17 protein-coding genes and 1 pseudogene are annotated in these 20,618 nt (G+C 65.4%); 9 read left to right on the top strand and 9 right to left on the bottom strand.

What is annotated here, in order from left to right; all coding sequences use genetic code 11:
• Window positions 1-2: 2 nt before the first annotated feature.
• Together rsxB and nth are read left to right on the top strand one after the other, a co-directional pair.
• Window positions 3-404 (top strand): annotated as a pseudogene (rsxB, locus tag GJ672_RS09645) (electron transport complex subunit RsxB); the annotation flags it as partial.
• A 239-nt stretch (window positions 405-643) separates the two neighbouring features.
• Complete coding sequence (gene nth / locus GJ672_RS02435; protein ID WP_154295714.1) at window positions 644-1,291, top strand: endonuclease III; 648 nt, start codon at window positions 644-646, stop codon at window positions 1,289-1,291.
• Window positions 1,292-1,294: 3 nt separating this feature from the next.
• On the opposite strand, the gene GJ672_RS02430 is transcribed toward nth, so the two are convergent.
• Window positions 1,295-2,509 carry an argininosuccinate synthase gene (locus GJ672_RS02430; RefSeq protein ID WP_154295713.1) on the bottom strand — a complete coding sequence of 405 codons (1,215 nt, stop codon included), beginning with the start codon at window positions 2,507-2,509 and terminating at the stop codon, window positions 1,295-1,297.
• Between the two features lie 119 nt (window positions 2,510-2,628).
• Between GJ672_RS02430 and pyrC the strand changes: the two genes are divergently transcribed.
• Both pyrC and rnt read left to right on the top strand, forming a co-directional pair.
• On the top strand, window positions 2,629-3,678 hold the full coding sequence (gene pyrC / locus GJ672_RS02425) for a dihydroorotase (protein WP_154295712.1): 1,050 nt from the start codon (window positions 2,629-2,631) through the stop codon (window positions 3,676-3,678).
• 10 nt (window positions 3,679-3,688) lie between these two features.
• The gene (rnt, locus tag GJ672_RS02420) at window positions 3,689-4,312 is read left to right on the top strand and encodes a ribonuclease T (RefSeq protein ID WP_154295711.1); all 624 of its coding nucleotides are present in this window, start codon (window positions 3,689-3,691) and stop codon (window positions 4,310-4,312) included.
• A 9-nt stretch (window positions 4,313-4,321) separates the two neighbouring features.
• On the opposite strand, the gene grxD is transcribed toward rnt, so the two are convergent.
• A complete protein-coding gene (gene grxD / locus GJ672_RS02415) occupies window positions 4,322-4,657 on the bottom strand; it encodes a Grx4 family monothiol glutaredoxin (RefSeq protein ID WP_154295710.1) in 336 nt (111 codons plus the stop codon).
• Between the two features lie 111 nt (window positions 4,658-4,768).
• Here grxD and GJ672_RS02410 point away from each other — a divergent pair, with 111 nt between their 5' ends.
• A complete protein-coding gene (locus GJ672_RS02410) occupies window positions 4,769-6,097 on the top strand; it encodes a DEAD/DEAH box helicase (protein ID WP_154295709.1) in 1,329 nt (442 codons plus the stop codon).
• Here GJ672_RS02410 and GJ672_RS02405 read toward each other — a convergent pair.
• Genes GJ672_RS02405 through GJ672_RS02395 form a run of 3 tightly spaced genes read right to left on the bottom strand, consistent with a single transcriptional unit; the run spans window position 6,088 to window position 11,250 of the window.
• Window positions 6,088-9,108 carry a translocation/assembly module TamB domain-containing protein gene (locus GJ672_RS02405; protein ID WP_154295708.1) on the bottom strand — a complete coding sequence of 1,007 codons (3,021 nt, stop codon included), beginning with the start codon at window positions 9,106-9,108 and terminating at the stop codon, window positions 6,088-6,090. The genes GJ672_RS02410 and GJ672_RS02405 overlap by 10 nt on opposite strands.
• Window positions 9,108-10,844: an autotransporter assembly complex family protein gene (locus GJ672_RS02400; RefSeq protein ID WP_154295707.1), complete on the bottom strand. Its 1,737-nt coding sequence runs from the start codon at window positions 10,842-10,844 to the stop codon at window positions 9,108-9,110. The genes GJ672_RS02405 and GJ672_RS02400 overlap by 1 nt, the downstream gene beginning before the upstream one ends.
• A 13-nt stretch (window positions 10,845-10,857) precedes the next feature.
• Window positions 10,858-11,250, bottom strand: a complete 393-nt coding sequence (locus tag GJ672_RS02395) for a TraR/DksA family transcriptional regulator (protein ID WP_195759530.1) — start codon at window positions 11,248-11,250, stop codon at window positions 10,858-10,860.
• Between the two features lie 66 nt (window positions 11,251-11,316).
• Between GJ672_RS02395 and GJ672_RS02390 the strand changes: the two genes are divergently transcribed.
• Window positions 11,317-12,861 (top strand): bifunctional GNAT family N-acetyltransferase/carbon-nitrogen hydrolase family protein, encoded by a 1,545-nt coding sequence (locus tag GJ672_RS02390; protein ID WP_154295705.1) that lies wholly within the window; start codon window positions 11,317-11,319, stop codon window positions 12,859-12,861.
• On the opposite strand, the gene GJ672_RS02385 is transcribed toward GJ672_RS02390, so the two are convergent.
• The gene (locus GJ672_RS02385; RefSeq protein ID WP_154295704.1) at window positions 12,862-14,067 is read right to left on the bottom strand and encodes a pyridoxal phosphate-dependent aminotransferase; all 1,206 of its coding nucleotides are present in this window, start codon (window positions 14,065-14,067) and stop codon (window positions 12,862-12,864) included.
• 172 nt (window positions 14,068-14,239) lie between these two features.
• Between GJ672_RS02385 and GJ672_RS02380 the strand changes: the two genes are divergently transcribed.
• On the top strand, window positions 14,240-15,220 hold the full coding sequence (locus GJ672_RS02380) for a D-2-hydroxyacid dehydrogenase (RefSeq protein ID WP_154295703.1): 981 nt from the start codon (window positions 14,240-14,242) through the stop codon (window positions 15,218-15,220).
• Between the two features lie 28 nt (window positions 15,221-15,248).
• The gene (locus GJ672_RS02375; RefSeq protein ID WP_154295702.1) at window positions 15,249-16,688 is read left to right on the top strand and encodes an NAD-dependent succinate-semialdehyde dehydrogenase; all 1,440 of its coding nucleotides are present in this window, start codon (window positions 15,249-15,251) and stop codon (window positions 16,686-16,688) included.
• 84 nt (window positions 16,689-16,772) lie between these two features.
• Here the strand turns inward: GJ672_RS02375 and GJ672_RS02370 are convergent, their stop codons facing one another.
• Window positions 16,773-18,071 carry an aspartate aminotransferase family protein gene (locus GJ672_RS02370; protein WP_154295701.1) on the bottom strand — a complete coding sequence of 433 codons (1,299 nt, stop codon included), beginning with the start codon at window positions 18,069-18,071 and terminating at the stop codon, window positions 16,773-16,775.
• 139 nt (window positions 18,072-18,210) lie between these two features.
• Between GJ672_RS02370 and sufT the strand changes: the two genes are divergently transcribed.
• Entirely contained in the window at window positions 18,211-18,762 is a 552-nt protein-coding gene (gene sufT, locus GJ672_RS02365) for a putative Fe-S cluster assembly protein SufT (RefSeq protein WP_154295700.1), read from the top strand.
• Here sufT and fnr read toward each other — a convergent pair whose 3' ends face one another.
• Both fnr and thiL read right to left on the bottom strand, forming a co-directional pair.
• Window positions 18,763-19,536: a fumarate/nitrate reduction transcriptional regulator Fnr gene (gene fnr / locus GJ672_RS02360; protein ID WP_154295699.1), complete on the bottom strand. Its 774-nt coding sequence runs from the start codon at window positions 19,534-19,536 to the stop codon at window positions 18,763-18,765.
• Between the two features lie 101 nt (window positions 19,537-19,637).
• Complete coding sequence (gene thiL, locus GJ672_RS02355) at window positions 19,638-20,603, bottom strand: thiamine-phosphate kinase (RefSeq protein ID WP_154295698.1); 966 nt, start codon at window positions 20,601-20,603, stop codon at window positions 19,638-19,640.
• Window positions 20,604-20,618: the final 15 nt, after the last annotated feature.

The raw sequence follows: 20,618 nt of genomic DNA, 5'->3' as shown, positions 1-20,618 counted from the left end.
GCCTGGTGGATGACATCGATGCCCGCCTCCCGCAGACCCAGTGCGGGCAGTGCAACTACCCCGGCTGCCGGCCCTACGCCGAAGCCATCGCCCGGGGGGAGGCGGATATCAACCAGTGCCCGCCGGGTGGTCAGTCGGGCATCGATGCCCTGGCGGAGTTGCTGGGTCGGGCGAGCAAGTCCCTGAACCCGGATCATGGTGTTTATCAGCCGCCGCGGGTGGCCTGGATCGATGAGTCCATCTGCATCGGCTGCACCAAATGCATTCAGGCCTGCCCGGTGGACGCCATTGTCGGCGCCCGTCAGCGCATGCACACCGTGATCGCCGACGAATGCACCGGCTGCGATCTTTGCCTCGACCCCTGCCCGGTGGACTGCATTCACATGCTGCCCACCGAGCGTGAACAGGAACCGCCGGAGGCTCGGGCACGGCGCCGGGCGCTGGCGAGAGATCGCTACCGGCAGCGCAATCAGCGCCTGGCCCGGCGGCGGGCCGAAGACAATGCCCGGCGGGCCGAGCGCCGCAGTCGCCGGCAGGCCAGCCCGTCGGTCCTGCCAGATCGTGAACAGCGTCGCGCCCGGGCCCTGGCTGCCATGGAACGGGCCCGCCGGCGGCGGCGCTCCAGACAATCGGACCCCAACCCGTGAATCGAGACAAGCGGCAGGCCATCTTCGAGTGTCTGCGGGCGGCCAACCCCCACCCCACCACCGAGCTGACCTTCAACTCGCCGTTCGAACTGCTGGTGGCGGTGATTCTGTCCGCCCAGGCCACCGACCGCAGCGTCAACAAGGCCACCGAATCACTGTTTGCCGTGGCCAATACGCCCGAGGCCATTCTCGAGCTTGGCGAGGCGGGTCTGCGGGAGCACATTCGCACCATCGGGCTGTTCAACAGCAAGGCTCGCAACGTCATCGCCACCTGCCAGGCCCTGGTGGACCACCACGATGGCCAGGTCCCGCGGAGTCGAAAGGCCCTGGAAGCGCTGCCGGGGGTGGGTCGGAAGACCGCCAACGTGGTGCTGAACACCGCCTTTGGCGAGCCGACCATGGCGGTGGATACCCACATCTTCCGGGTTGCGAACCGAACCGGCATCGCCCGCGGGCGCAATGTCCGCGAGGTGGAGGATCGGCTGGTGCGGCTCGTTCCCCGGGAATTCCTCAAGGACGCCCACCACTGGCTGATCCTCCACGGGCGTTATGTCTGTGTGGCCCGCCGCCCCCGCTGTGGCGCCTGTCCGATTTACGACCTCTGCGAGTTCAAGGCCAGAGCCGACTACGCCGAGGCGACCTGACCGCTAGTCACCGCGTCGGGCGGCGACCCGCAGACGCAGGGCATTGAGCTTGATGAAGCCCTCGGCGTCCTTCTGATCATAGGCCCCGGCATCATCCTCGAAAGTGGCGATGCTGGTATCGAACAGGCTGTCGGTCTCGGACTGGCGCCCCACCACAATGACGTTGCCCTTGTAGAGTTTCAGGCGAACCGTGCCGTTCACCCGGGTCTGGGTGTTGTCGATCAGGGCCTGCAGGGCCTCCCGCTCCGGGCTCCACCAGTAGCCGTTGTAGATCAGCTCGGCGTAGCGGGGCATGACCTCGTCCTTGAGATGGGCGGACTCCCGGTCCAGGGTAATGGACTCGATGGCCCGATGGGCCCGGAGCAGAATGGTGCCGCCGGGGGTTTCGTAACAGCCGCGGGACTTCATGCCCACGTAACGGTTCTCGACGATGTCGATTCGGCCGATGCCGTTGTCACCACCCAGGCGGTTGAGCGCCAACAACAACTCATGGGGAGCCATGGGTTCGCCATTGATCGCCACGGCGTCGCCGCCGCGGAAGGTCAGATCGATCTCGGTGGGTTGATCCGGCGCCGCCTCCGGCGAGACGCTCCAGCGCCACATGGACTCCTCCGCCGGCGTCCAGGTGTCTTCCAGCACACCGCCTTCGTAGGAGATGTGCAGCAGGTTGGCATCCATGGAATAGGGCGATCCGCCGCCCTCCTGTTTGCCTTCGATGGGAATACCCCGCTCCTCGGCGTAGGCCAGCAGCCGTTCCCGGGAATTGAGATCCCACTCCCGCCACGGGGCGATCACCTGTATGCCGGGCTCCAGCCCGTAGTAACCCAGCTCAAAGCGCACCTGGTCGTTGCCCTTGCCCGTGGCGCCGTGGCAGACGGCATCGGCGCCGGTGGCCCGGGCAATCTCGATCTGGCGCTTGGCGATCAGCGGCCGGGCAATGGAAGTCCCCAGCAGATACTCACCCTCATAGATGGCATTGGCGCGAAACATGGGAAAGACGAAATCACGGACGAATTCCTCGCGCAGATCGTCGATGTAGATTTCCTCCACTCCCAGATCCCGGGCCTTGCTCCGGGCGGGCTCCAACTCCTCGCCCTGGCCCAGGTCGGCGGTGAAAGTCACCACGTCACACTGGTAGTGGTCCCGTAGCCATTGAAGAATGACGGAGGTGTCCAGTCCGCCGGAATAGGCAAGCACCACCTTTTTGATCTCGCTCATGAAATGCACTCTCGCGTCGGTTTGCCGGCAATCGGGGTCAGGCGCGCATGATCGTCGCGCTGCCCCGCAGAATCAAGCCGGGCCGGTGCCGATGCAGACCGACTGGTACACTGACCGCCATGGACACGCTCACCCTGACCCGCCCGGACGACTGGCACCTGCATCTGCGGGATGGGCCGGTGCTCGAGCACGTGGTGCCCTGGAGCGCCGAGCGTTTCGGGCGCGCCATTGTCATGCCCAATCTCATTCCGCCGGTGGTCACCACCGAGCAGGCCCGCGCCTATCGTGACCGCATCCTCGCCGCGACCCCGGCGGACAGTGGGTTCCAGCCCCTGATGACCCTCTATCTCACTGATAACACCACGCCCGCCGAAATCGAGCGCGCCGCTGCCTGTGGGTGGGTGCATGCCGTCAAACTCTACCCGGCGGGGGCCACCACCAATTCGGACTCCGGGGTCACCGACATCGCCCGGTGCGCCGACGCACTGGATGCCATGGCCGAACAGGGTCTCGGATTGTGCATCCACGGCGAGGTCACCCGGCCGGAAACGGATATCTTCGACCGCGAAAAGCTCTTTCTGCACGAGCGCCTGGCGCCATTACTGGAACGCCACCCGCGGCTTCGGGTGGTGCTGGAGCACCTCACCACCGCGGACGCCGTCGATTTCGTCCGCCAGGGGCCGGAGCGGCTTGGCGCCACGATTACGCCCCAGCACCTGCTCCTCAACCGCAATGCGCTGCTGGCCGGTGGCATCCGCCCCCATCATTACTGTCTTCCGATTCTCAAACGGGAGCGGGACCGCGAGGCACTGGTGGAGGCGGCCGTCTCCGGGCATCCCCGGTTTTTTCTCGGCACCGATAGCGCCCCGCATGCCCGGGGGGCCAAGGAAAGCGCCTGTGGCTGTGCCGGTGTCTTCAGCGCACCGCTGGCCATCGAGCTGTATGCGGAGGTTTTCGATGAGGCCGGCGCCCTGGCCCGCCTGGAGGAGTTCGCGGCCCTGCACGGTGCCGACTTCTACGGACTGCCCCGCAACCCCGACACCATCACCCTGGAGCGGGCGCCACGATCCGTTCCCGACCAGCTGCCCTACGCCACGGAAACCATCATTCCCATGCGCGCCGGCGGGACGGTGGCCTGGCGCCTGAAATCCGCCAACCCAGCCCCCTGACGGAGCCACCATGCAACCTCCCCTTATCAGTCAGCGCTTTCGTGGCTTTTTGCCCGTGGTGGTGGACATCGAGACCGGCGGCGTCAAGGCCGCCACCGATGCCGTCCTGCAGATAGCCGCAGTCATGGTTCACATGGACGACCAGGGACGGCTCTATCTGGGCGAGACCCATACGCACCACGTCCAGCCCTTTGAAGGTGCCAACCTCGACCCCAAGTCGCTGGAGTTCAATGGCATCGACCCGGACCACCCGCTCCGCATGGCCATCCCCGAGTCCGAGGCCCTGCCGCAGATTTTCAAACCGATCCGCGAAAACATCCGCGCCACCGGCTGCAGCCGGGCGGTTCTGGTGGGTCACAACGCCTGGTTTGATCTGGGTTTTCTGAACGCGGCGGTGGCGCGCTGCGGCATCAAGCGCAACCCGTTCCATCCGTTTTCGTGCTTTGATACCGCCACGCTGTCAGGTCTGGCCTTCGGCCAGACGGTGCTGGCCCGCGGGGTGGCCGCGGCGGGGCTGGACTGGGATGCCCGCGAGGCGCACTCGGCCATTTACGACGCGGAAAAGACCGCCGAGCTGTTCTGCGCCATCGTCAATCGGTGGGACGAGACCCTGGGACGGCCCGGCGGCGCCTGAGCGGACGCCTCAGCTTTCGCCAGCGGACTCGCTGCCGGCGGCCTGCACGGCTTTCTGCAGATCACCGCTCTCATACATTTCGAGAATGATGTCGCACCCGCCCATCAGTTCGCCGTTGATGTAGAGCTGGGGAATGGTTGGCCAGTTGCCGTAATCCTTGATGCCCTGCCGGATGCCCTCGTCCTCGAGGACATTGACGTAAGAGAACTCCACGCCACAGCCCGCCAGAGCCTGGGCGGCGCGCATGGAAAAACCGCACTGCGGGAACTGCGGCGACCCCTTCATGTACAGCAGCACCGGGTTGCTCTGTACCTGCTCGCGAATGGTGTCCTGAACATCGCTCATGGCTGACTCCTATACAAATGGGACGGATGACGTACACATTCCCTCAGTTTACGGACTTTGACCCGAGCCGACGAGGGCAAAACCCCCGCCAATGCGTTATGCTCCGCGCCCATGGAACAAAATCATCTCTCTGACTCGACTTTCGCGGCCCACGATCTCCATCCGTCTCTCATGACCGGCCTCGAGGAGATCGGATTCACCCACTGCACGCCCATTCAGGCGGCTGCCCTGCCCATCGCCCTCCAGGGCCGGGACGTGGCAGGCCAGGCCCAGACGGGCACCGGCAAGTCGGCGGCCTTCCTGCTGGCCTGCATGCACCGGCTGATGACCGTGCCGGTGGAAGAAGGCAAGACCGGCCCCTGGGCCATCATCCTGGCGCCCACCCGGGAACTGGCCCTCCAGATCCACAAGGACGCCGAGCGCCTGGGCTGGTTCACCGGCCTGGATTTCGCCTGCATTTATGGCGGCACCGGCTACGAGAGCCAGCGCAAGGCCCTGGAGCGGGGCACGGACATCCTGATCGGCACCCCCGGTCGGATCATCGACTTCTACAAGCAGGGCGTCTTCAGCCTGGAAAACATCGAAGTCTGCATCCTGGATGAAGCCGACCGAATGTTCGACATGGGCTTCATTGCCGACATCCGCTACCTGCTGCGCCGCATGCCCGCGCCGGAAGAGCGGCTCAACATGCTGTTCTCCGCCACCCTGTCCGAGCGGGTCCGGGAGCTGGCCTACGAGCACATGAACGAGCCGCAGTCGGTGCAGATCGAGTCCGAGACGATTACCGCCGACCGGGTCCGGCAGCAGCTCTATCACGTTGAGAACAACGACAAGATCGGTCTGCTCCTGGGAGTGCTGCGCCAGCAGGAGCCCACCCGGACCCTGATTTTTGTCAACACCAAGCGGGACGCGGACCGAGTCACCGGCTACCTCAAGGGCAATGACATCAAAGCGGCGGTGATCTCCGGGGATATCCCCCAGAACAAGCGGGAACAGCTGCTCTCCCAGTTCCAGAACGGCGACCTGCCCATCATGGTGGCGACGGATGTCGCGGCCCGCGGACTGCACATCCCCGAGGTCAGCCATGTCATCAACTATGACCTGCCCCAGGACCCCGAGGATTACGTCCATCGTATCGGCCGGACGGCCCGGGCCGGCGCCGCGGGCGACGCCATCAGTTTTGCCTGCGAAAGCTACGTCTACTCCCTGCCGGACATCGAGGCCTACATCGATCAGAAAATTCCGTCGGAGATGGCACCGCCGGAGCTGATCGCCACCGATATCAAACCGGCGGTCCGGATGGACTCCCGCCGCGGTGGAGCCGGTGGTGGGCGCAGCGGTGGCAATGGCCGCCGGAGCAGCGGCAATGGCGGCCGGCGCCCCCGCTCCGGCTCCAGCGGCGGCTCACGCCCCGGCAACGGCGGCCCTGATCAGTCGTAGTCGAAGGAATAAAAGATATCCACGGCGTTTTCGGCGCCGCTGACCGCTTCCAGGTAAAGCTGACGGTTGAAGTAGTACCGCAGGCTGAGGGTGTTCACCGGCTCGAACACCCCGACGCCGTATCGAATCAGGAGGTTGGGGGCCAGATAACCACTCAGGGCCACCTGGGTTTCCTCGCCCCGACCGACGGCCTCCAGCTGGAAGTCTTCCACCCCCAGTTCTTCCGCCAGCGCCTCGCCAATGCGGGCACCGCCAAACAGGCCGAAGGACAGTGCCGCCTGGCCCAGCAACGCCTCTTCACCCGGCGTACCGCGACCCGGAGGCTGGCCCGTGAGCAGGTAGGCCAGAATGGTGCCCTGCTCCAGCACCGGCTGCGAGAATAGCGTCACGCTGGGGCTGCGGACGGACCCTTCCAGCCGGACACCGGCCACCACATCACCCACCTCGCGAACCGCTTCAATATCGATCCGCGGGTCCTCCAGCGGGCCGGTGAATACCAGCCGCCCCCGGCGGATGCCGAGTTCCTGCCCGTAAGCCCGGTAGCGCGCATCCCGCAGCTCCAGGACTCCGTCGCCCTGGACCTCGGCACCACCGGCTTGACGGAGCCTCAGCTCACCGTCGACTCGACCACTGGCTCCGTAGCCCTCGAAACGGACATCGTCGCCCAGGCGGATGAGTAGATCACTCTCCAGCACCCGACCGGCCGCCTCCATGACGTCCGGGGCTTCGGGCTCGGGCCGATCAACGCGCACGGCATCGGGTGATACCCGGACAGCGCTAGAAGGCGCCGACATCAACGCGATACGCGCCCACGGCACCCGGAGATCGCCGCTGAACTGAATCCGCTCGGGTTCGAGGGACAGCTGCAGATCCGGCGAAACCCGCAAATCCGCCAGCGCCCCCTGATCGATTTCCAGGGATTCACCGGCAAGGCGAAGATCACCCATCAGTGTCCCGGCGGACCAGTCCAGCTGGCCGTCGAGTTCGGCACGGCCCTCCCCCGCCGACACGGCGCCGGCGAGCTCCGCCCGGTCGCCGTCCACGTCGGCCACCAGCGAGATTGCCTCAAAGGCGGAGGCCAGGGCGGCTGGCCAGACCTCGCCGTCGCGGATGGCCACCTGGCCCTGAAACCGCGGTGCCGGCACGGTCCCGGACAGCGCCCCTTCGACGGACAGTCGTCCGTCCACGCTGCGGACCTGGGGCAGGGCTCCGGCCAGGGGGGCGAGGGGAATGCCGTCGAACCAGACCTGGCCGGCCAGCGGCGTCGCCGTGGGCTCGGTCGCCATCGCCGCCGGATCGAATGCCGCCACCAGGCCACCGGTACCCAGATCCGGCGCGGCAATACCCAGCCGGACATTGGCCCGCTCCGGCCGCAGGTCGGCGTCGAGGACCATTCGATCGTAGGGAAGCTCGAACGGCGGCTGCTCAGCGTCGGGAGTCACCACCAGCTGACTGTTCTCGCTGACCAGCGTCAGACGGGCCTCCGGCGGCCGGTCCGCCTGCCAGCGCAGCAGACCGTCCCCCGCCACCTGCCCCGGCAGTTCGATCCCCGGGGGTAGCCAGGGATCCAGTAGGGCCAGATCCACGGCCGGCAGGGAAAAGGCCAGCCGTCCGGATTCCGGCGTGGCTCGCAGGGGCTCGGCGCAGATCCGCAGCTCATCCCGACCCCAGCAGTGGGCGGCCAGCATGAGCGAGGGCGTCATTGGGTTGAGCTCCAGCGCGGGACTATCCTGCAGTCGCCAGATACCATCGGGTGCGGTGATCTGCGCCTGGCGGACCACACCCCGCCAGGGATCACCCACGGACTCCACCCCGCCTTCCAGGGTCATCGACGCTTCCACCGGTCCTTCGCTCACGTCCAGCGCCAACTCGTGCGCCTCGGGCGTACCCTGTAGCGACAACTCACCGCCGCCCAGTGCATCCCCGTCACGGGAGACCCCGCGGGCCGAGAGCGCCAACGAGCCGCCATCGGCCTGCCGCCATTCCCCGGCAAGGCGGGCTTCGTCAACGGCGAACTCATTCCACCGGAGTGCCTCGGCATCGAGATCCGCCGCCGCTGAAAACGCGGCCAGGGTGCCGCGGACCTCCAGGTCGCCCCGAAGCTCACCACCGAGGCCCGGCCAGAAGCTGGCCAGATCCGCAATATCCACCGTGGCATCCATGGCCAGCTCATCCATGAGCTCCGCTTCCACGGACAGATGACCACCCGCTGCCCGCGCCTGACCCGACACCCGGAGCGGGCGCTGGAACGCCTTCAGGGTGGCATCGAACTCCACCGGTCCGGTATCCAGCCCGTCCACCGTGCCGGCAAGATCCAGCGCCTCCGGCACGCCACCGAGGGTGGCGTGAATGTCCAGAGGCAGGTCTGCTGTCAGGCCTGGCTCCGGCCGCAGCCGGGCCTGCAGCTCCAGTGGCCAGTCGCCGGTGGTCCTCACCTGGCCCTGCAGGTCCAGTTCGCCATCCGGGCCCACGACGTCGAAATATTCAAGCACCAGCTGCGACTCGGACCAATGCGCGGCCAGCGCCACACGGTCCAGCGTCTGGTCGGTGTCGCCGGACCGCAGCCGTACGCCCACAATGACGGCATCGCTGAGGATGAGCTCCACGGGGATGGCGATGTCCGGGAGCACCAGCGGCGCGGGCTCATAGGCCTCGTCCGGTGCCACGACGGCTTCCAGCGGATCCACGGCCACTGCCGGGGGCCGCTCGACGCTCAGATCCGTGACCCGGAGTTCGTCCATGCAGACGGTCCACTCGCGCAGGCAGAGAGGCGTCCACCGGAATGACAGCGATTGAGCGCCCACCCGGAGATCCTCCGCCTGCCAGCGTGGCTCGGTGAGAACCAGGCCCTCCAGCAGGGTGCCGCTTTCCACCCGGGCCGAGAACGCAGGCACTTGCTCGCTGCCCTGTTCCACCAGCCAGCGGGCGCCGCTGGTGGTGCTGACCAGCCAGACGAGGGCCACCAGCATGGCCAGCAACACCGACACGGTAATATAAACCAGCGTCCGCATCAGAACGGTGGCCCCACGGAGAGGTGCAAGCGCAGCGGATTGTCATCGCGGCTGACACCCCAGGCCAGATCAATTCGCAGCGGCCCCACCGGCGAGCGCCAGCGCACCCCGAACCCGACCCCGACCTCCGGGTCCACATTGTCCCACTGGTCGAAGGCGTTGCCGGCATCCACAAAGGTGGCCACCCGCCAGCCGGCCACCATCGGGTAGCTGTACTCGGCGCTGCCGGTGGCCAGATAGCGACCACCCACCACATCGCCGTCATCGTCGGTGGGCCCGAGGCTGCGGAAAGCAAAGCCACGCACGCTCTGATCGCCACCGGCAAAAAATCTCAATGAAGTCGGCACGTCACTGAACTCGTTGGTGGCGATGCCACCCAGGTCCCCCCGCAACTGAAAGCGGTGACTCTCGCCCGCGGTGCGCAACCAGGTCTGTCCCACCCGCAGTCGCGCAATGTCCACGTCCGAGAGGATTTCGCGGGCGCCGGCCTCCAGGGAATAATCCTGGCGATCGCCCCAGTGGGGGTCCGGTTCTCCCCGGGATCGCGTTCGGGAGAACGACAGGCCGGGCAGGAACAGCTGGCTGCGGCCGGACTCGGCGCCCACGGAAAAGCGCTCATCCAGAAGCCTGACCGACTGGGTCCGCACCCAGCCCGAGTTGAACTGCTGCCGGCGACTGACACCCAGGCTGTAGCGCTCACTGCGAAGGCCATCAATCTCCTCGTTTTCCCAGCCGGTACTCACCGTGAGGTTGTCCCGCAGTGGATCACGAAGCGGGATTTCATAACGGGCATCCAGGGCCTGACGGACCTCGGAAAAACGCGACTCCGCCGTCAACCGATGACCCCGGTTATTGACGTAATGGCGGGTAAATCCCAGGCGCAGGCGCGGGCCTTCATCCGTGGAATACCCCACCCCCGTGGAAACGGTATTGCGCTGGCGGGTTTCGACCTCGGCGTTCACCGGTATCTGCCGGTTGTCCGGCTCATCAGTCGCCACGTCCACCCGCGCATCCTCAAAATAGCCGCTCTCCAGCAACCGGGTATTGAAGGTGGCCACCTCCCCCGCGTCATAGGGCGTGCCGGGTTCAAACGGCACCAGACGCTCCAGGAATGCCTCCCGGAACGGCGAATCGGAAAACGTCACCGGGCCAAAGACGTAGCGTGACCCGGAGTCGAACACCAGTTCCACATCCGCCCAACCTTCCTCGCCGTGCACGGCCAGTCGGGCGGTGGTGAACTCATGGTCGAAGTAACCCCGCTCCCGCGCCAGACTTCGCAGCGCCCGCTTACTGGCTTCGTAGCGCCCATGATCCAGGCCATCGCCACTGGCGATGGGCAGCCGCTCCCGCAGTCGCTCGAAGGCACCGTCCTCAGCGCCCTCCCCCCGAATCATCACATCCACCCTGCGCAGGGTGACCCGCGGCCCCGGATCGATCTCCAGGTCCAGATGCCATTGGCCGTCCCGTTCCTCCAGATCCACGGCGATGTCTGCCTGATAGTGCCCCAGCGCTTCGAGTGCCTCACGGACCTGCTCCTCCACCCGGATGCGGTGGAGGCGGGCCGCCAGGGGCGAATCCAGTTCTACCCGATCGTCGACAAACGCCACGACATTGTCCCGCAGGTCCCCTTCGACACCGGCGATGGTCACCTCGAGGCCGGCGGCCGCGGCCAAGGACGCCGCCCCGAACCATAGGGTCAGGCAGAGGGCGGCGAGCTGTTGGGCGCAGCGCGGCAAGCAGAATCTCCTCTCAGAGGCGCGGAGGCGGGCCGTCGGCCCGCTCCACCGCCGACTGACAGTTCACGCACCGGGCGGCCGACGGAAACGCCTCCAGCCGGGCAAAGGGAATGGGCTCGCCGCAATCCAGGCAAATCCCATACCCCCCGCTGTGCCAGGCCTGCTGAGCTCGCTCGTTGGCCTGCAGAGCCTGAACATGCCGATCGATGGCGGCGTACTCGATGTCGGCGAGCAGATCCACCACCGACTCTTCGCCGGAGTCGCGGACACGATCGGCGATGTCCTCCGCCCGGTGCAGGTCGGCGGCCAGCAGTTCACTGCGGATTTCCTCCCGCAGATCCTCACCTTCCTTCTCCAGGGCGTGGCGCAGGGTCTGGCGCTGTTCGGCGGTTAAATGCTCGGACATCGTTGCCTCCTTGTCTGACGGGTCAGACACTCTGACGTCATCGGGGCCCATGATATCCTTGCGGGCATGATTGAGCAGGACACCACCGGCGAGGAACACCGCCTGCAACTTCGCCATCTGCGGCTTTCCGACTACCCGGATGTCCGCCACATCATGGATCAGGTCTACTCGGACCTCGGCGGCGCCTGGACCCGCAAACAGTTCAGCGCGCAGATCAATCGCTTTGCCGAAGGTCAGATCTGCATCGAAGACAACGGGCGGGTGATCGCCGGCGCCATCTCCATGATCGTGGATTATGATCGCTTCGGCGATCGGCACAAATACAACCAGATCACCAGCAACGGCTACCTCACCCACCATGACCCCAATGGCGACGTGCTCTACGGCGTGGATATTTTCGTCGATCCGGAGTATCGCGGCATGCGGCTCGGCCGTCGTCTTTATGACGCCCGCAAGGAGCTCTGTCGCAGCCTGAACCTGCGGGCCATCGTCGCCGGCGGTCGCATGCCGGGCTACCAGGACCATGCCGATGACATGAAGCCCGAGGAGTACATCGACCTGGTCAAGCGCCGGGAGTTGTACGACCCCATTCTGTCCTTCCAGCTGGCCAACGATTTCCATGTCCGGCGGGTGATCACCGCCTATCTGCCCGAGGACGAGGAGTCCATGGCCTATGCCACGCTCCTGCAGTGGGACAACATCTTTTACGAAAGCGCCCGCACCTCCCTGATTGGCGGTCGCAAGTCCACCGTGCGGGTGGGCACCGTGCAGTGGCAGATGCGCCGGGTCACCAACTTCGAGGATCTGATGTCCAACATCGAGTTCTTCGTCGATGCCATGGCGGGTTACCACTGCGACTTCATCCTCTTCCCGGAGCTGTTCAACGCCCCGCTGCTGGCCCAGTTCAATCAGGATGACCCGGCGGAGGCGATGCGCGGCCTGGCGCAATACACCGGCGAAATCGTGGACGCCATGAGCCGCATGGCGGTGAGCTACAACATCAACATCATCGCCGGCTCCATGCCGGTCTACGAGGACAACGCTCTCTATAACGTCGCCTACCTCTGTCACCGGGACGGCACCCTGGACCATCACTACAAACTGCATGCCACGCCGGACGAGCGATTCTACTGGGGGGTGCAGGGCGGCGATGCCCTCAGAGCCTTCGACACCGACGTGGGCAAGATCGGGATTCTGGTCTGCTACGACGTGGAATTCCCGGAAGCCTGCCGGCTACTGGCGGATCAGGGCATGCAGATTCTGTTCGTCCCCTTCTGGACCGACACCAAGAATGCCTATCTGCGGGTCCGGCGCTGCGCCCAGGCCCGAGCCATCGAAAACGAGTGCTATGTGGCCATCACCGGCAGTGTCGGCAACCTGCCCCGGGTGGAGAACATTGAAATTCAGTATGCCCAGGCGGCGGTTTTTTCACCGTCGGATTTTGCCTTCCCCCACGACGGCATCGTCAGTGAATCCACCCCGAACACCGAGATGACCCTGGTGGTGGATCTGGACATGGACAAAATCAAACAGCTGCGGGCGGAAGGATCGGTCCAGAACGCCCGCGACCGGCGCCTGGACCTGTATCGGGTTCACTGGCTCGACGACTGATCAGAACTTCTGCTTGGCCAGCCAGGGCTGCATGCGGGCAAAGGCCTCTTCAATGTTCTCCATGGAATTGGAAAAACTGATCCGAATGGCATTGCCGCAGGTGTCCCCGAAGGCGTCGCCCGGAATTACGCACACTCCGGTTTCCGCGAGCATCCGCAGGGACAGATCCGTGCCGTCGGTGCGTGGCGGCAGGGACGGGAAGATGTAGAACGCCCCCTGGGGCACATACCCCGTCAGGTGGGGTGTCTCACTGACCAACTCCACCACCCGATCGCGGCGCCGCCGGTACTCGGCATTCATCTCGTCCACACAGGCCATGTCGCCCTTCAGGGCCGCCACCCCCGCCCACTGGGCCGGAGTGCTCGCCACGGTGGTGGTGAACATGTGGTAGCGACGGAGTTTCTTGATCGCTCCCTGGCTGGAAATCATCCAGCCGATCCGGAACCCGGCCATGCTGAAGGTCTTGGAGAAGCTCGAAATGGACATCACGTGGTCCAGGTCCGAGGTGCAATTGATGACGCTGGGAAACTCCATCCCCTCATCCAGCAGGATGTGATCGTAGACCTCGTCGGCGAACACGTAGACGCCCCGGTAGGCGGCCTCCTGGACGATGGCTTCAATGGTTTCCCGGGGATAGACCGCGCCACTGGGGTTGCTCGGCGAATTCAGGACGATGGCAAAGGTGCGCATGCCAATGGCATCGATGACCTCCTGGGGGTCAATCTGATGGCCATGCTCTGGCCGCGTGGGAATCAACTTCACCTCACCCCCGTTCATGCGGATCAGGGGCGCATAAAGCAGGAAGGTGGGGTCGGTGACAATGAACTGCCGCCCGGGTGCCGCCGTGGCCGTGAGCGCTAGGTACATGGCCTCGGTGGCGCCGGTGGTCACCAGAAAATTGTCCTCGGTGAGGTCCCGGTCATAGCGGGCACTGTAATAGCGCGCCAGCTCCGTCAGCAGTTCGGGCAGGCCCGCATCCATGGTGTAACCGGTGAGGCCGTCCTGCAGGGCCTCGATGTGCGCGTCAACAATGTGCTTGGGCGTCGGGAAATCCGGCTGGCCGATGGACAGATGAATGACGTCATTCATGTCGGCGGCGGTGTTGATCATCCGCCGAATGCCCGGCATGGGGATGGCCTGCAGGGACGGGCTGAAGAGTGGGCCTTCGGCCTGATCACCCTGATCCATTTCCACCGGATTCACCATGGGTGTTCCCCTTTTTGCTGCGGTACTGAAAGGTGAGGACTCAACACTGCGAAGCTAGACTCGGACTGAACCTTGGTCAACCCCTGCAGAGCGCATTCTGGCGCAGTTGACGGGGTGGCACGGGGGTGAGTAACGTCCGCAGCATTCCGGCCAGCGCAGAGGAGCCGAATCCATGACTGCCGAGTCCCCAACCGTCGTTGTTCTGACCGCTCCGGGTGAAGGCCTTCCCGAGGGGCTCGAGAGACTGAAAGGCGAGGCAGACATCCGGCTCGCCGAAGACGGCGCCAGCCTCAAAAAGGCGCTGCCCGGCGCCCAGGTGCTCTGTGTCACGGACTTCCGCACCGACGCGGTGACCGAAGCCTGGCCCGCCGCCGACGCGCTGCAGTGGATCCACGCCACCAGTGCCGGCGTTGATGCCCTGCTGACTCCCGAGGTAAGGGACAGCGAGATTCCCGTCACCAACGCCCGCGGCATTTTCGATCAGTGCATCGCCGAGTACGTGCTCGGCCAGATCATCGCCTTCTGCAAGGACTTCCCGGGCAACTGGGCACTGCAGCAGGCCCGTCGCTGGCAGCACCGCGAGACCGAGCCGGTGGCCGGCCGCAGCGTGCTGGTGGTGGGCGCCGGTTCCATTGGGCGACGCATCGCTGGCCTGTGCGGCGCCATCGGCCTGGAGGTGGACGGGGTGGGTCGCCGCTCGCGGCCGGGGGATGACGACTTCGGCGCCATCTACGCCCAGGCGGACCTCGTGTCGATCCTGCCGGACTATGACTTCGTGGTCATTGCCGCCCCGCTGACCGCAGACACCGAGGGACTGTTCGGCGAAGCGGAGTTCCATGCCATGCATTCGTCGGCGCGCCTGATCAATATCGGCCGCGGCCCGATCGTGCGCACCGAGGCGTTGGTGCAGGCTCTGGAAAACGGCGACATCGACGGCGCCGCCCTCGATGTGTTCGAGGAGGAGCCGCTGCCGTCGGACCATCCCCTCTGGGGGCTGGACAACGTCCATATCTCCGCGCACATGGCCGGCGACTTCATCGGCTGGAAGCGCGCGCTCTCCGAACAGTTTCTGGAGAATTACCACCGCTGGCGAAACGGCGACCCCCTCGAAAACCTGGTGGACAAACACCAGGGTTTCGTAACCCGCCAATAAACCGGCAGCTATCTGAAAGAGGTAGAACATGATCGAATCCCCGCTCCTCCCGCACCTGGGCGGCTATATCAATGGCGAGTGGACGGCGGCGGACAGCGGCCGGACTCTGGCGGTCACCAATCCCGTGGACAATGGCCATCTGGCGGATGTGGCCTCCATGGGCGAGGCCGAGACCGTCCGGGCCATCCAGGCCGCCGAGGCGGCCTTCGAGAACTCCGCCGACCTGGCGCAGCGCCGGGAATGGCTATCCGCCATCGCCGATGCCATCGCCAACCATCGCGAGGAGATCGGACGGATTCTCTGTCTGGAACATGGCAAACCCCTGGCCGAGGCTCAGGGTGAAGCCGACTACGCCGCCGGCTTCTTTCGCTACGCCGCCCGGGAGATCGACGCCCTCGGACCGCGGACCCTGGAGGAGCGGCCGCGGCACTGCACCTGGACAGTGCACCACCGGCCGGCCGGGGTGGTGGGGCTGATCACCCCCTGGAACTTCCCCATTGGCATGATCGCCAAAAAACTCTCGTCGGCCATCGCCGCCGACTGCCCCAGCGTGATCAAGCCCTCTTCCAAGACGCCTCTGACCATGATTGCCCTGTTCACGCTGCTGGACCGGGAAGTGGACCTGCCCCCGGGCAAGGTCAATCTGGTCATGGGGTCCGCAGGCCCCATCACCCAGGCCCTGTTCGACGCCCCATCCGTGCGGGTGATCAGCTTCACCGGCTCCACGGAAGTGGGACAGACGCTGATCCGCCAGGCCGCACCGGGCGTGAAGCGCCTGACGCTGGAACTGGGCGGTAACGCTCCCTATATCGTGTTCGACGACGCCGATCTGGATCATGCCGCCGACCAGCTCATGGGCAACAAATTCCGGGGTGGTGGCCAGACCTGTGTCTGCGCCAACCGGATTTTCGTCCACGAAGCCGTGGCGGATGATTTTGCCGAGCGGCTGGCCCGTCGCGTGGCGGACCTGAAAGTGGGTGACGGCATGGCGGACGGCACCACCCTGGGACCACTCATTGACGAAAACGCCGTGGCCAAGGTGGCACGGCACGTTGACGACGCGCTGGGCAAGGGAGCCCGGGAAGTCTATCGCGGCGATGCCAGCGGGCTTCCCGGTACTTTCTATCCGCCCACGGTGCTTCTGAATGTCACCGAGGACGCCGCCTGCTACCGCGAAGAAACCTTCGGCCCGCTGGTGCCGGTGATCACCTTCTCCGACGACGACCAGGTGATTCGCATGGCCAATGACACCGACTTCGGCCTGGCCTGTTACGTCTTCACCGGCAACGAAGCCCGGGGTCTGGCCGCGATTGAGCGTCTGCGCTTCGGCCACGCCGCCCTGAACACCGGCAGTGGGCCCACGCCGGAGGCGCCCTTCGGTGGCATGAAGCAATCCGGCTATGGCCGTGAGGGGGGCCTGGAAGGGCTGTTTGAATTCACCGAAGCCCAGACGGTGCCGGTGGGCTGATCGCGGTTCCACCGGCGCCCCTCCGCCCATAAAAAAGCCCGGGATAACCCGGGCTTTTTTGTCAGTGCCAGTGCAGGCTCCGAACTAGCCCGTGCTGCGCATGGCCTCTTCCTGACCACCGCCGGTTTCCACCAGCGCCGCCTCGAACTGCTCCACCGCCCAGTCGATTTCCTCGGCGGTGACGATCAGCGGCGGGATCCAGCGCACCACGTTACCGCCCCAGGGACCGCAGCGAATCATCAGCAGCCCGCGATGCTCACAGGCTTTCAGCATCCGGGCGCCACGGTCGCCATCGGGCTTGCCGTGCTCATCCACCAGGTGGGTGCCAATCATCAGGCCCTGTCCGGTGATGGCGCCAATTTCCGGATGCCGGGACTGCACGTCCTTGAGCCGGGACCACAGCTGTTCGCCCCGCTCCGCCGCATTGTCGACGAGCTTCTCGTCGCGCATGACATCCAGCGTGGCGAGCCCGGCGGCACAGGCCACCGCGTTGCCGCCGTAGGTGCCACCCTGGGAGCCGGGCAGCGCCTTGCTCATCAGCGACGCCGGGGCGGCCATGAATGACAGCTGGAAGCCGCTGGCCACGCCCTTGGCGGACACCACCACGTCCGGCTCAACATCAAAGTGCTCATAACCCCACTGCCGCCCGGAGCGGCCGTTGCCGGACTGGACCTCGTCCATGATCAGCAGGATGCCGTGCTTGTTGCAGCGCTCCTGCAGCCCCTGCATGAACTTGGTGTTGGCGGGGATGTAGCCAGCCTCACCCTGAATGGGCTCGATCAACATCGCCGCGGTTTCCATGGGCACGCTCTGAACCTGAAGAATGTAGTCCAGCTCGCGCAGGCAGAATTCAGCGGCTTCGTCCTGGCTCATGCCATACCAGTTCGTGTCCGGGAACGGCGCCGTGACCACACCGCCCATCAGCGGCTGCACGCCCTGACGGACCGCGGCGCTGGAACTGGTGGTGGCCAGCGAGCCCATGGTCCGGCCGTGGAAGCAACCCCGGAAGGCGATGATGTTGGGCTTGCCGGTGGCCTGACGGGCCAGTCGGATGGACGCCTCCACCGCCTCGGTACCGGCATTCGAGAAGAACACGCTGTCGATGTGATCGGGCAGCAGTTCAACCAGCCGATCGGAGAGCTCCAGAATCGGGCGGTGCTTCATGATGGCGTACTGGGCGTGCACCACCTTGTCAATCTGGGCCTTGGCGGCTTCCACCACCCGCGGGTGGCAATGGCCGGTGCTGAGCACTCCAATGCCCGAGGCGAAGTCCATGTACTTCCCGCCGTCCTCGGAGTAGACGTACATGCCTTGGGCGCGCTCCACCAGAATGTCACTGGACTGGCGCAGCAGCGGCGAGAGATGGTGGACGTTTTCACTCATGTCATAGCCTCCTGGCTAAAAATTCCCCACATATGGTAACGCAACGGGGATTAGGATTCTTCCCCATTCAGACAACGGCAGTGGCGGTGATATCCTCTTGCTATCAATCGGCGAGGTCTTCACACGCGGAGCACTGACCATGGCAATGCAGAGCAACGAACCGGTGGTTTTCGAGCGGGACTGTGACGCCGCGCTCATTCCGGCCGGCGACACCGGCGTGATCCCCAAGGGTGCGGAGGGCATGATCACCCAGGCGCTGGGGGGCAGCTATACCGTTTATATCCAGGGCAATCTATTCCGCATCGACGGCAAGGACGCCGACGCCATCGGCAAGGAGCCGGAGCCGGCCCCGGAACTGCCGGCCGACGCCTCGGAGAAGGACGTGGAGCAGCTGGTCTGGGACCAGATGCGGCGCTGCTTCGATCCGGAAATCCCCATCAACATCGTCGAGCTGGGACTGGTCTATCGCTGTGACATCAGCCACACCGAAAACCACAACTGGAAGGTGGACGTGGACATGACCCTCACCGCCCCCGGCTGCGGCATGGGCGACATCATCGCCTACGACGTGCGGGAGAAGATCAAGCTCATTCCCACCGTGGAAGAAGTGAACGTCGAGGTGGTGTTCGATCCACCGTGGAGTGTGGAGATGATGTCGGAAGCGGCCAAGCTTCAGACCGGCATGATGTAGTCAGTTGCCACCGCGGCGGTCCTCGGGGGCGCAGGCCGGGCACTCCCGGCCCGCCAGGTCGACCAGTCTGTCCAGATCCAGCAACTGCAGCTCGCGCCCCTCGGCCTTTAGGCAGCCCTGCTCGCTGAACCGCCGAAACAGGCGGCTCATGGTCTCGGGGGCAAGACCGATGTAGTTGCCCAACTCGGTGCGGGCCATGGGCAGCCGGAAGCGGGTCGCCGACAGCCCCCGGCGCTGAAAACGGCCGGAGAAATTCAATAGCAGCATGGCCAGACGCTCCTCGGCGCTTCGACGGGCCATGGAAAAAAGCATTTCCTGATCCGAAAAAATCTCCCTGGACATCAGCTGCATGAGCTTTCGCTGCAGGCCGGGAATATCAGCCGCCAGACTTTCCAGCTGCACGTAAGGCAGGACGCAGACGCTGGTGGTTTCCAGTGCCACGGCCGAGCAGGGGTGAACCCAGTTGTTGATAGCGTCCAGGCCCACCAGCTCCCCCGGGAAGTGAAAACCGGTGATCTGCTCCTCGCCGCGGTCGGTCAGCGTGTAAGTCTTGACCGAGCCGGAGCGAACCGCATAGACCGCCCGAAACCAATCATCGGCGCGATAGATGTGCTCGCCTCCTTTGAGCGGCTTGTGACGCTCGACGATGGCATCCAGCTTGCGGGTGTCCACCTCATCCAGGGAAACCGGCAGACACAGATCGCTGAGGCCGCAGGCGGCACAGGACTGGCGGAGACTGGTGAATTGCTGGGAATGCTGACCGGAATTATTCATGGCTCAATCGCCCCTATGGGCTCTCTTCTTTCCCGACCGTCGCTGATTTGAAACTAACATGGACTTTCGCTGGTTGCATGCTCGCCGCAAGGCCGCCTTTCTCAAGGCGCGGAGAAATGTTGATAGCCAGCGGGCATTAGCGAGTCCGACTCGCCGCCCTGAAGAGCGACGCCATCGCCGACTCTCGCCTCGCCGATGCATCGAACCGGGGTGGCGGCGTCGCGAGCGGCCTGCCGGATACTGCTCCGTGCTCTCGGGGGCGCGGTGAAGAGCAGCTCGTAATCATCGCCACCGCCCAGATAGCAACGCTGCGCCTCGTCGCCCCCGAGGCAGGCCACCAGCCTTGCCGAGGGCCGGACCTGGTGCATGTCCAGGCTCAGTCCCACGCCACTGGCCCGGGCAATGTGACCGGCATCGGCGATCACACCATCCGAGACATCAATGGCCGCCGTGGCGATGCCCCGGAGGCGCCGTCCCAGCGCCACCCGTGGCGACGGCTCGAGAAATGCGGCCAGCAGGCCCTGCCAGCGGGGACTCTGCCGGTCTCCCTGTTGCCAGATCCGCAGACCGGCCGCTGCCTCGCCGGGCCGGCCCGAGACCCACAGTTCATCGCCGGCCCGGGCGCCGTCCCGCCGCAAACCGTGGGCGCCCCCGTAGCCCGTAATCTGAAGACTTACGGTGAGCGGCCCCCGGGTGACATCGCCGCCGACGATGGCCACCCCGTGACGTTTTGCCAGCGCGTCGAGACCGCGGGCGAACCCGGCCACCCAGGCCTCGTCGGCCGCCGGCAGGGTTAGCCCCACCAGCGCCCAGGCGGGCTCGGCGCCCATGGCGGCCAGATCACTGAGATTGACGGCCAGCGCCCGATGGCCCACCCAATGGGCCGGGCAGTCGGCGGGAAAATGCACCCCCTCCACCAGGGTATCCAGCGCCAGCAGCAACGACTCACCCGCGGCGCATTGAACCATGGCGGCATCGTCTCCCACCCCCAGCGCGACATCATCACGTCTCGCCCCCAGGCCGGTGAGGTACTGATCAATGAGAGAAAATTCACCCGGTGGCGACATGGCCCCGTCTCCGGG

This window comes from Spiribacter sp. 2438 (assembly GCF_009676705.1).
GTDB lineage: Bacteria > Pseudomonadota > Gammaproteobacteria > Nitrococcales > Nitrococcaceae > Spiribacter.
This window is presented reverse-complemented; position numbering and strand designations above follow the sequence as displayed.

Bases quoted from the DNA above. Each gene is read 5' to 3' on its own strand.
- GJ672_RS02430 (WP_154295713.1), bottom strand. From the start codon at position 2,509: ATGAGCGAGATCAAAAAGGTGGTGCTTGCCTATTCCGGCGGACTGGAC.
- pyrC (WP_154295712.1), top strand. From the start codon at position 2,629: ATGGACACGCTCACCCTGACCCGCCCGGACGACTGGCACCTGCATCTG.
- rnt (WP_154295711.1), top strand. From the start codon at position 3,689: ATGCAACCTCCCCTTATCAGTCAGCGCTTTCGTGGCTTTTTGCCCGTG.
- grxD (WP_154295710.1), bottom strand. From the start codon at position 4,657: ATGAGCGATGTTCAGGACACCATTCGCGAGCAGGTACAGAGCAACCCG.
- GJ672_RS02410 (WP_154295709.1), top strand. From the start codon at position 4,769: ATGGAACAAAATCATCTCTCTGACTCGACTTTCGCGGCCCACGATCTC.
- GJ672_RS02405 (WP_154295708.1), bottom strand. From the start codon at position 9,108: ATGCGGACGCTGGTTTATATTACCGTGTCGGTGTTGCTGGCCATGCTG.
- GJ672_RS02395 (WP_195759530.1), bottom strand. From the start codon at position 11,250: ATGTCCGAGCATTTAACCGCCGAACAGCGCCAGACCCTGCGCCACGCC.
- GJ672_RS02390 (WP_154295705.1), top strand. From the start codon at position 11,317: ATGATTGAGCAGGACACCACCGGCGAGGAACACCGCCTGCAACTTCGC.
- GJ672_RS02385 (WP_154295704.1), bottom strand. From the start codon at position 14,067: ATGGTGAATCCGGTGGAAATGGATCAGGGTGATCAGGCCGAAGGCCCA.
- GJ672_RS02380 (WP_154295703.1), top strand. From the start codon at position 14,240: ATGACTGCCGAGTCCCCAACCGTCGTTGTTCTGACCGCTCCGGGTGAA.
- GJ672_RS02375 (WP_154295702.1), top strand. From the start codon at position 15,249: ATGATCGAATCCCCGCTCCTCCCGCACCTGGGCGGCTATATCAATGGC.
- GJ672_RS02370 (WP_154295701.1), bottom strand. From the start codon at position 18,071: ATGAGTGAAAACGTCCACCATCTCTCGCCGCTGCTGCGCCAGTCCAGT.
- sufT (WP_154295700.1), top strand. From the start codon at position 18,211: ATGGCAATGCAGAGCAACGAACCGGTGGTTTTCGAGCGGGACTGTGAC.
- fnr (WP_154295699.1), bottom strand. From the start codon at position 19,536: ATGAATAATTCCGGTCAGCATTCCCAGCAATTCACCAGTCTCCGCCAG.
- thiL (WP_154295698.1), bottom strand. From the start codon at position 20,603: ATGTCGCCACCGGGTGAATTTTCTCTCATTGATCAGTACCTCACCGGC.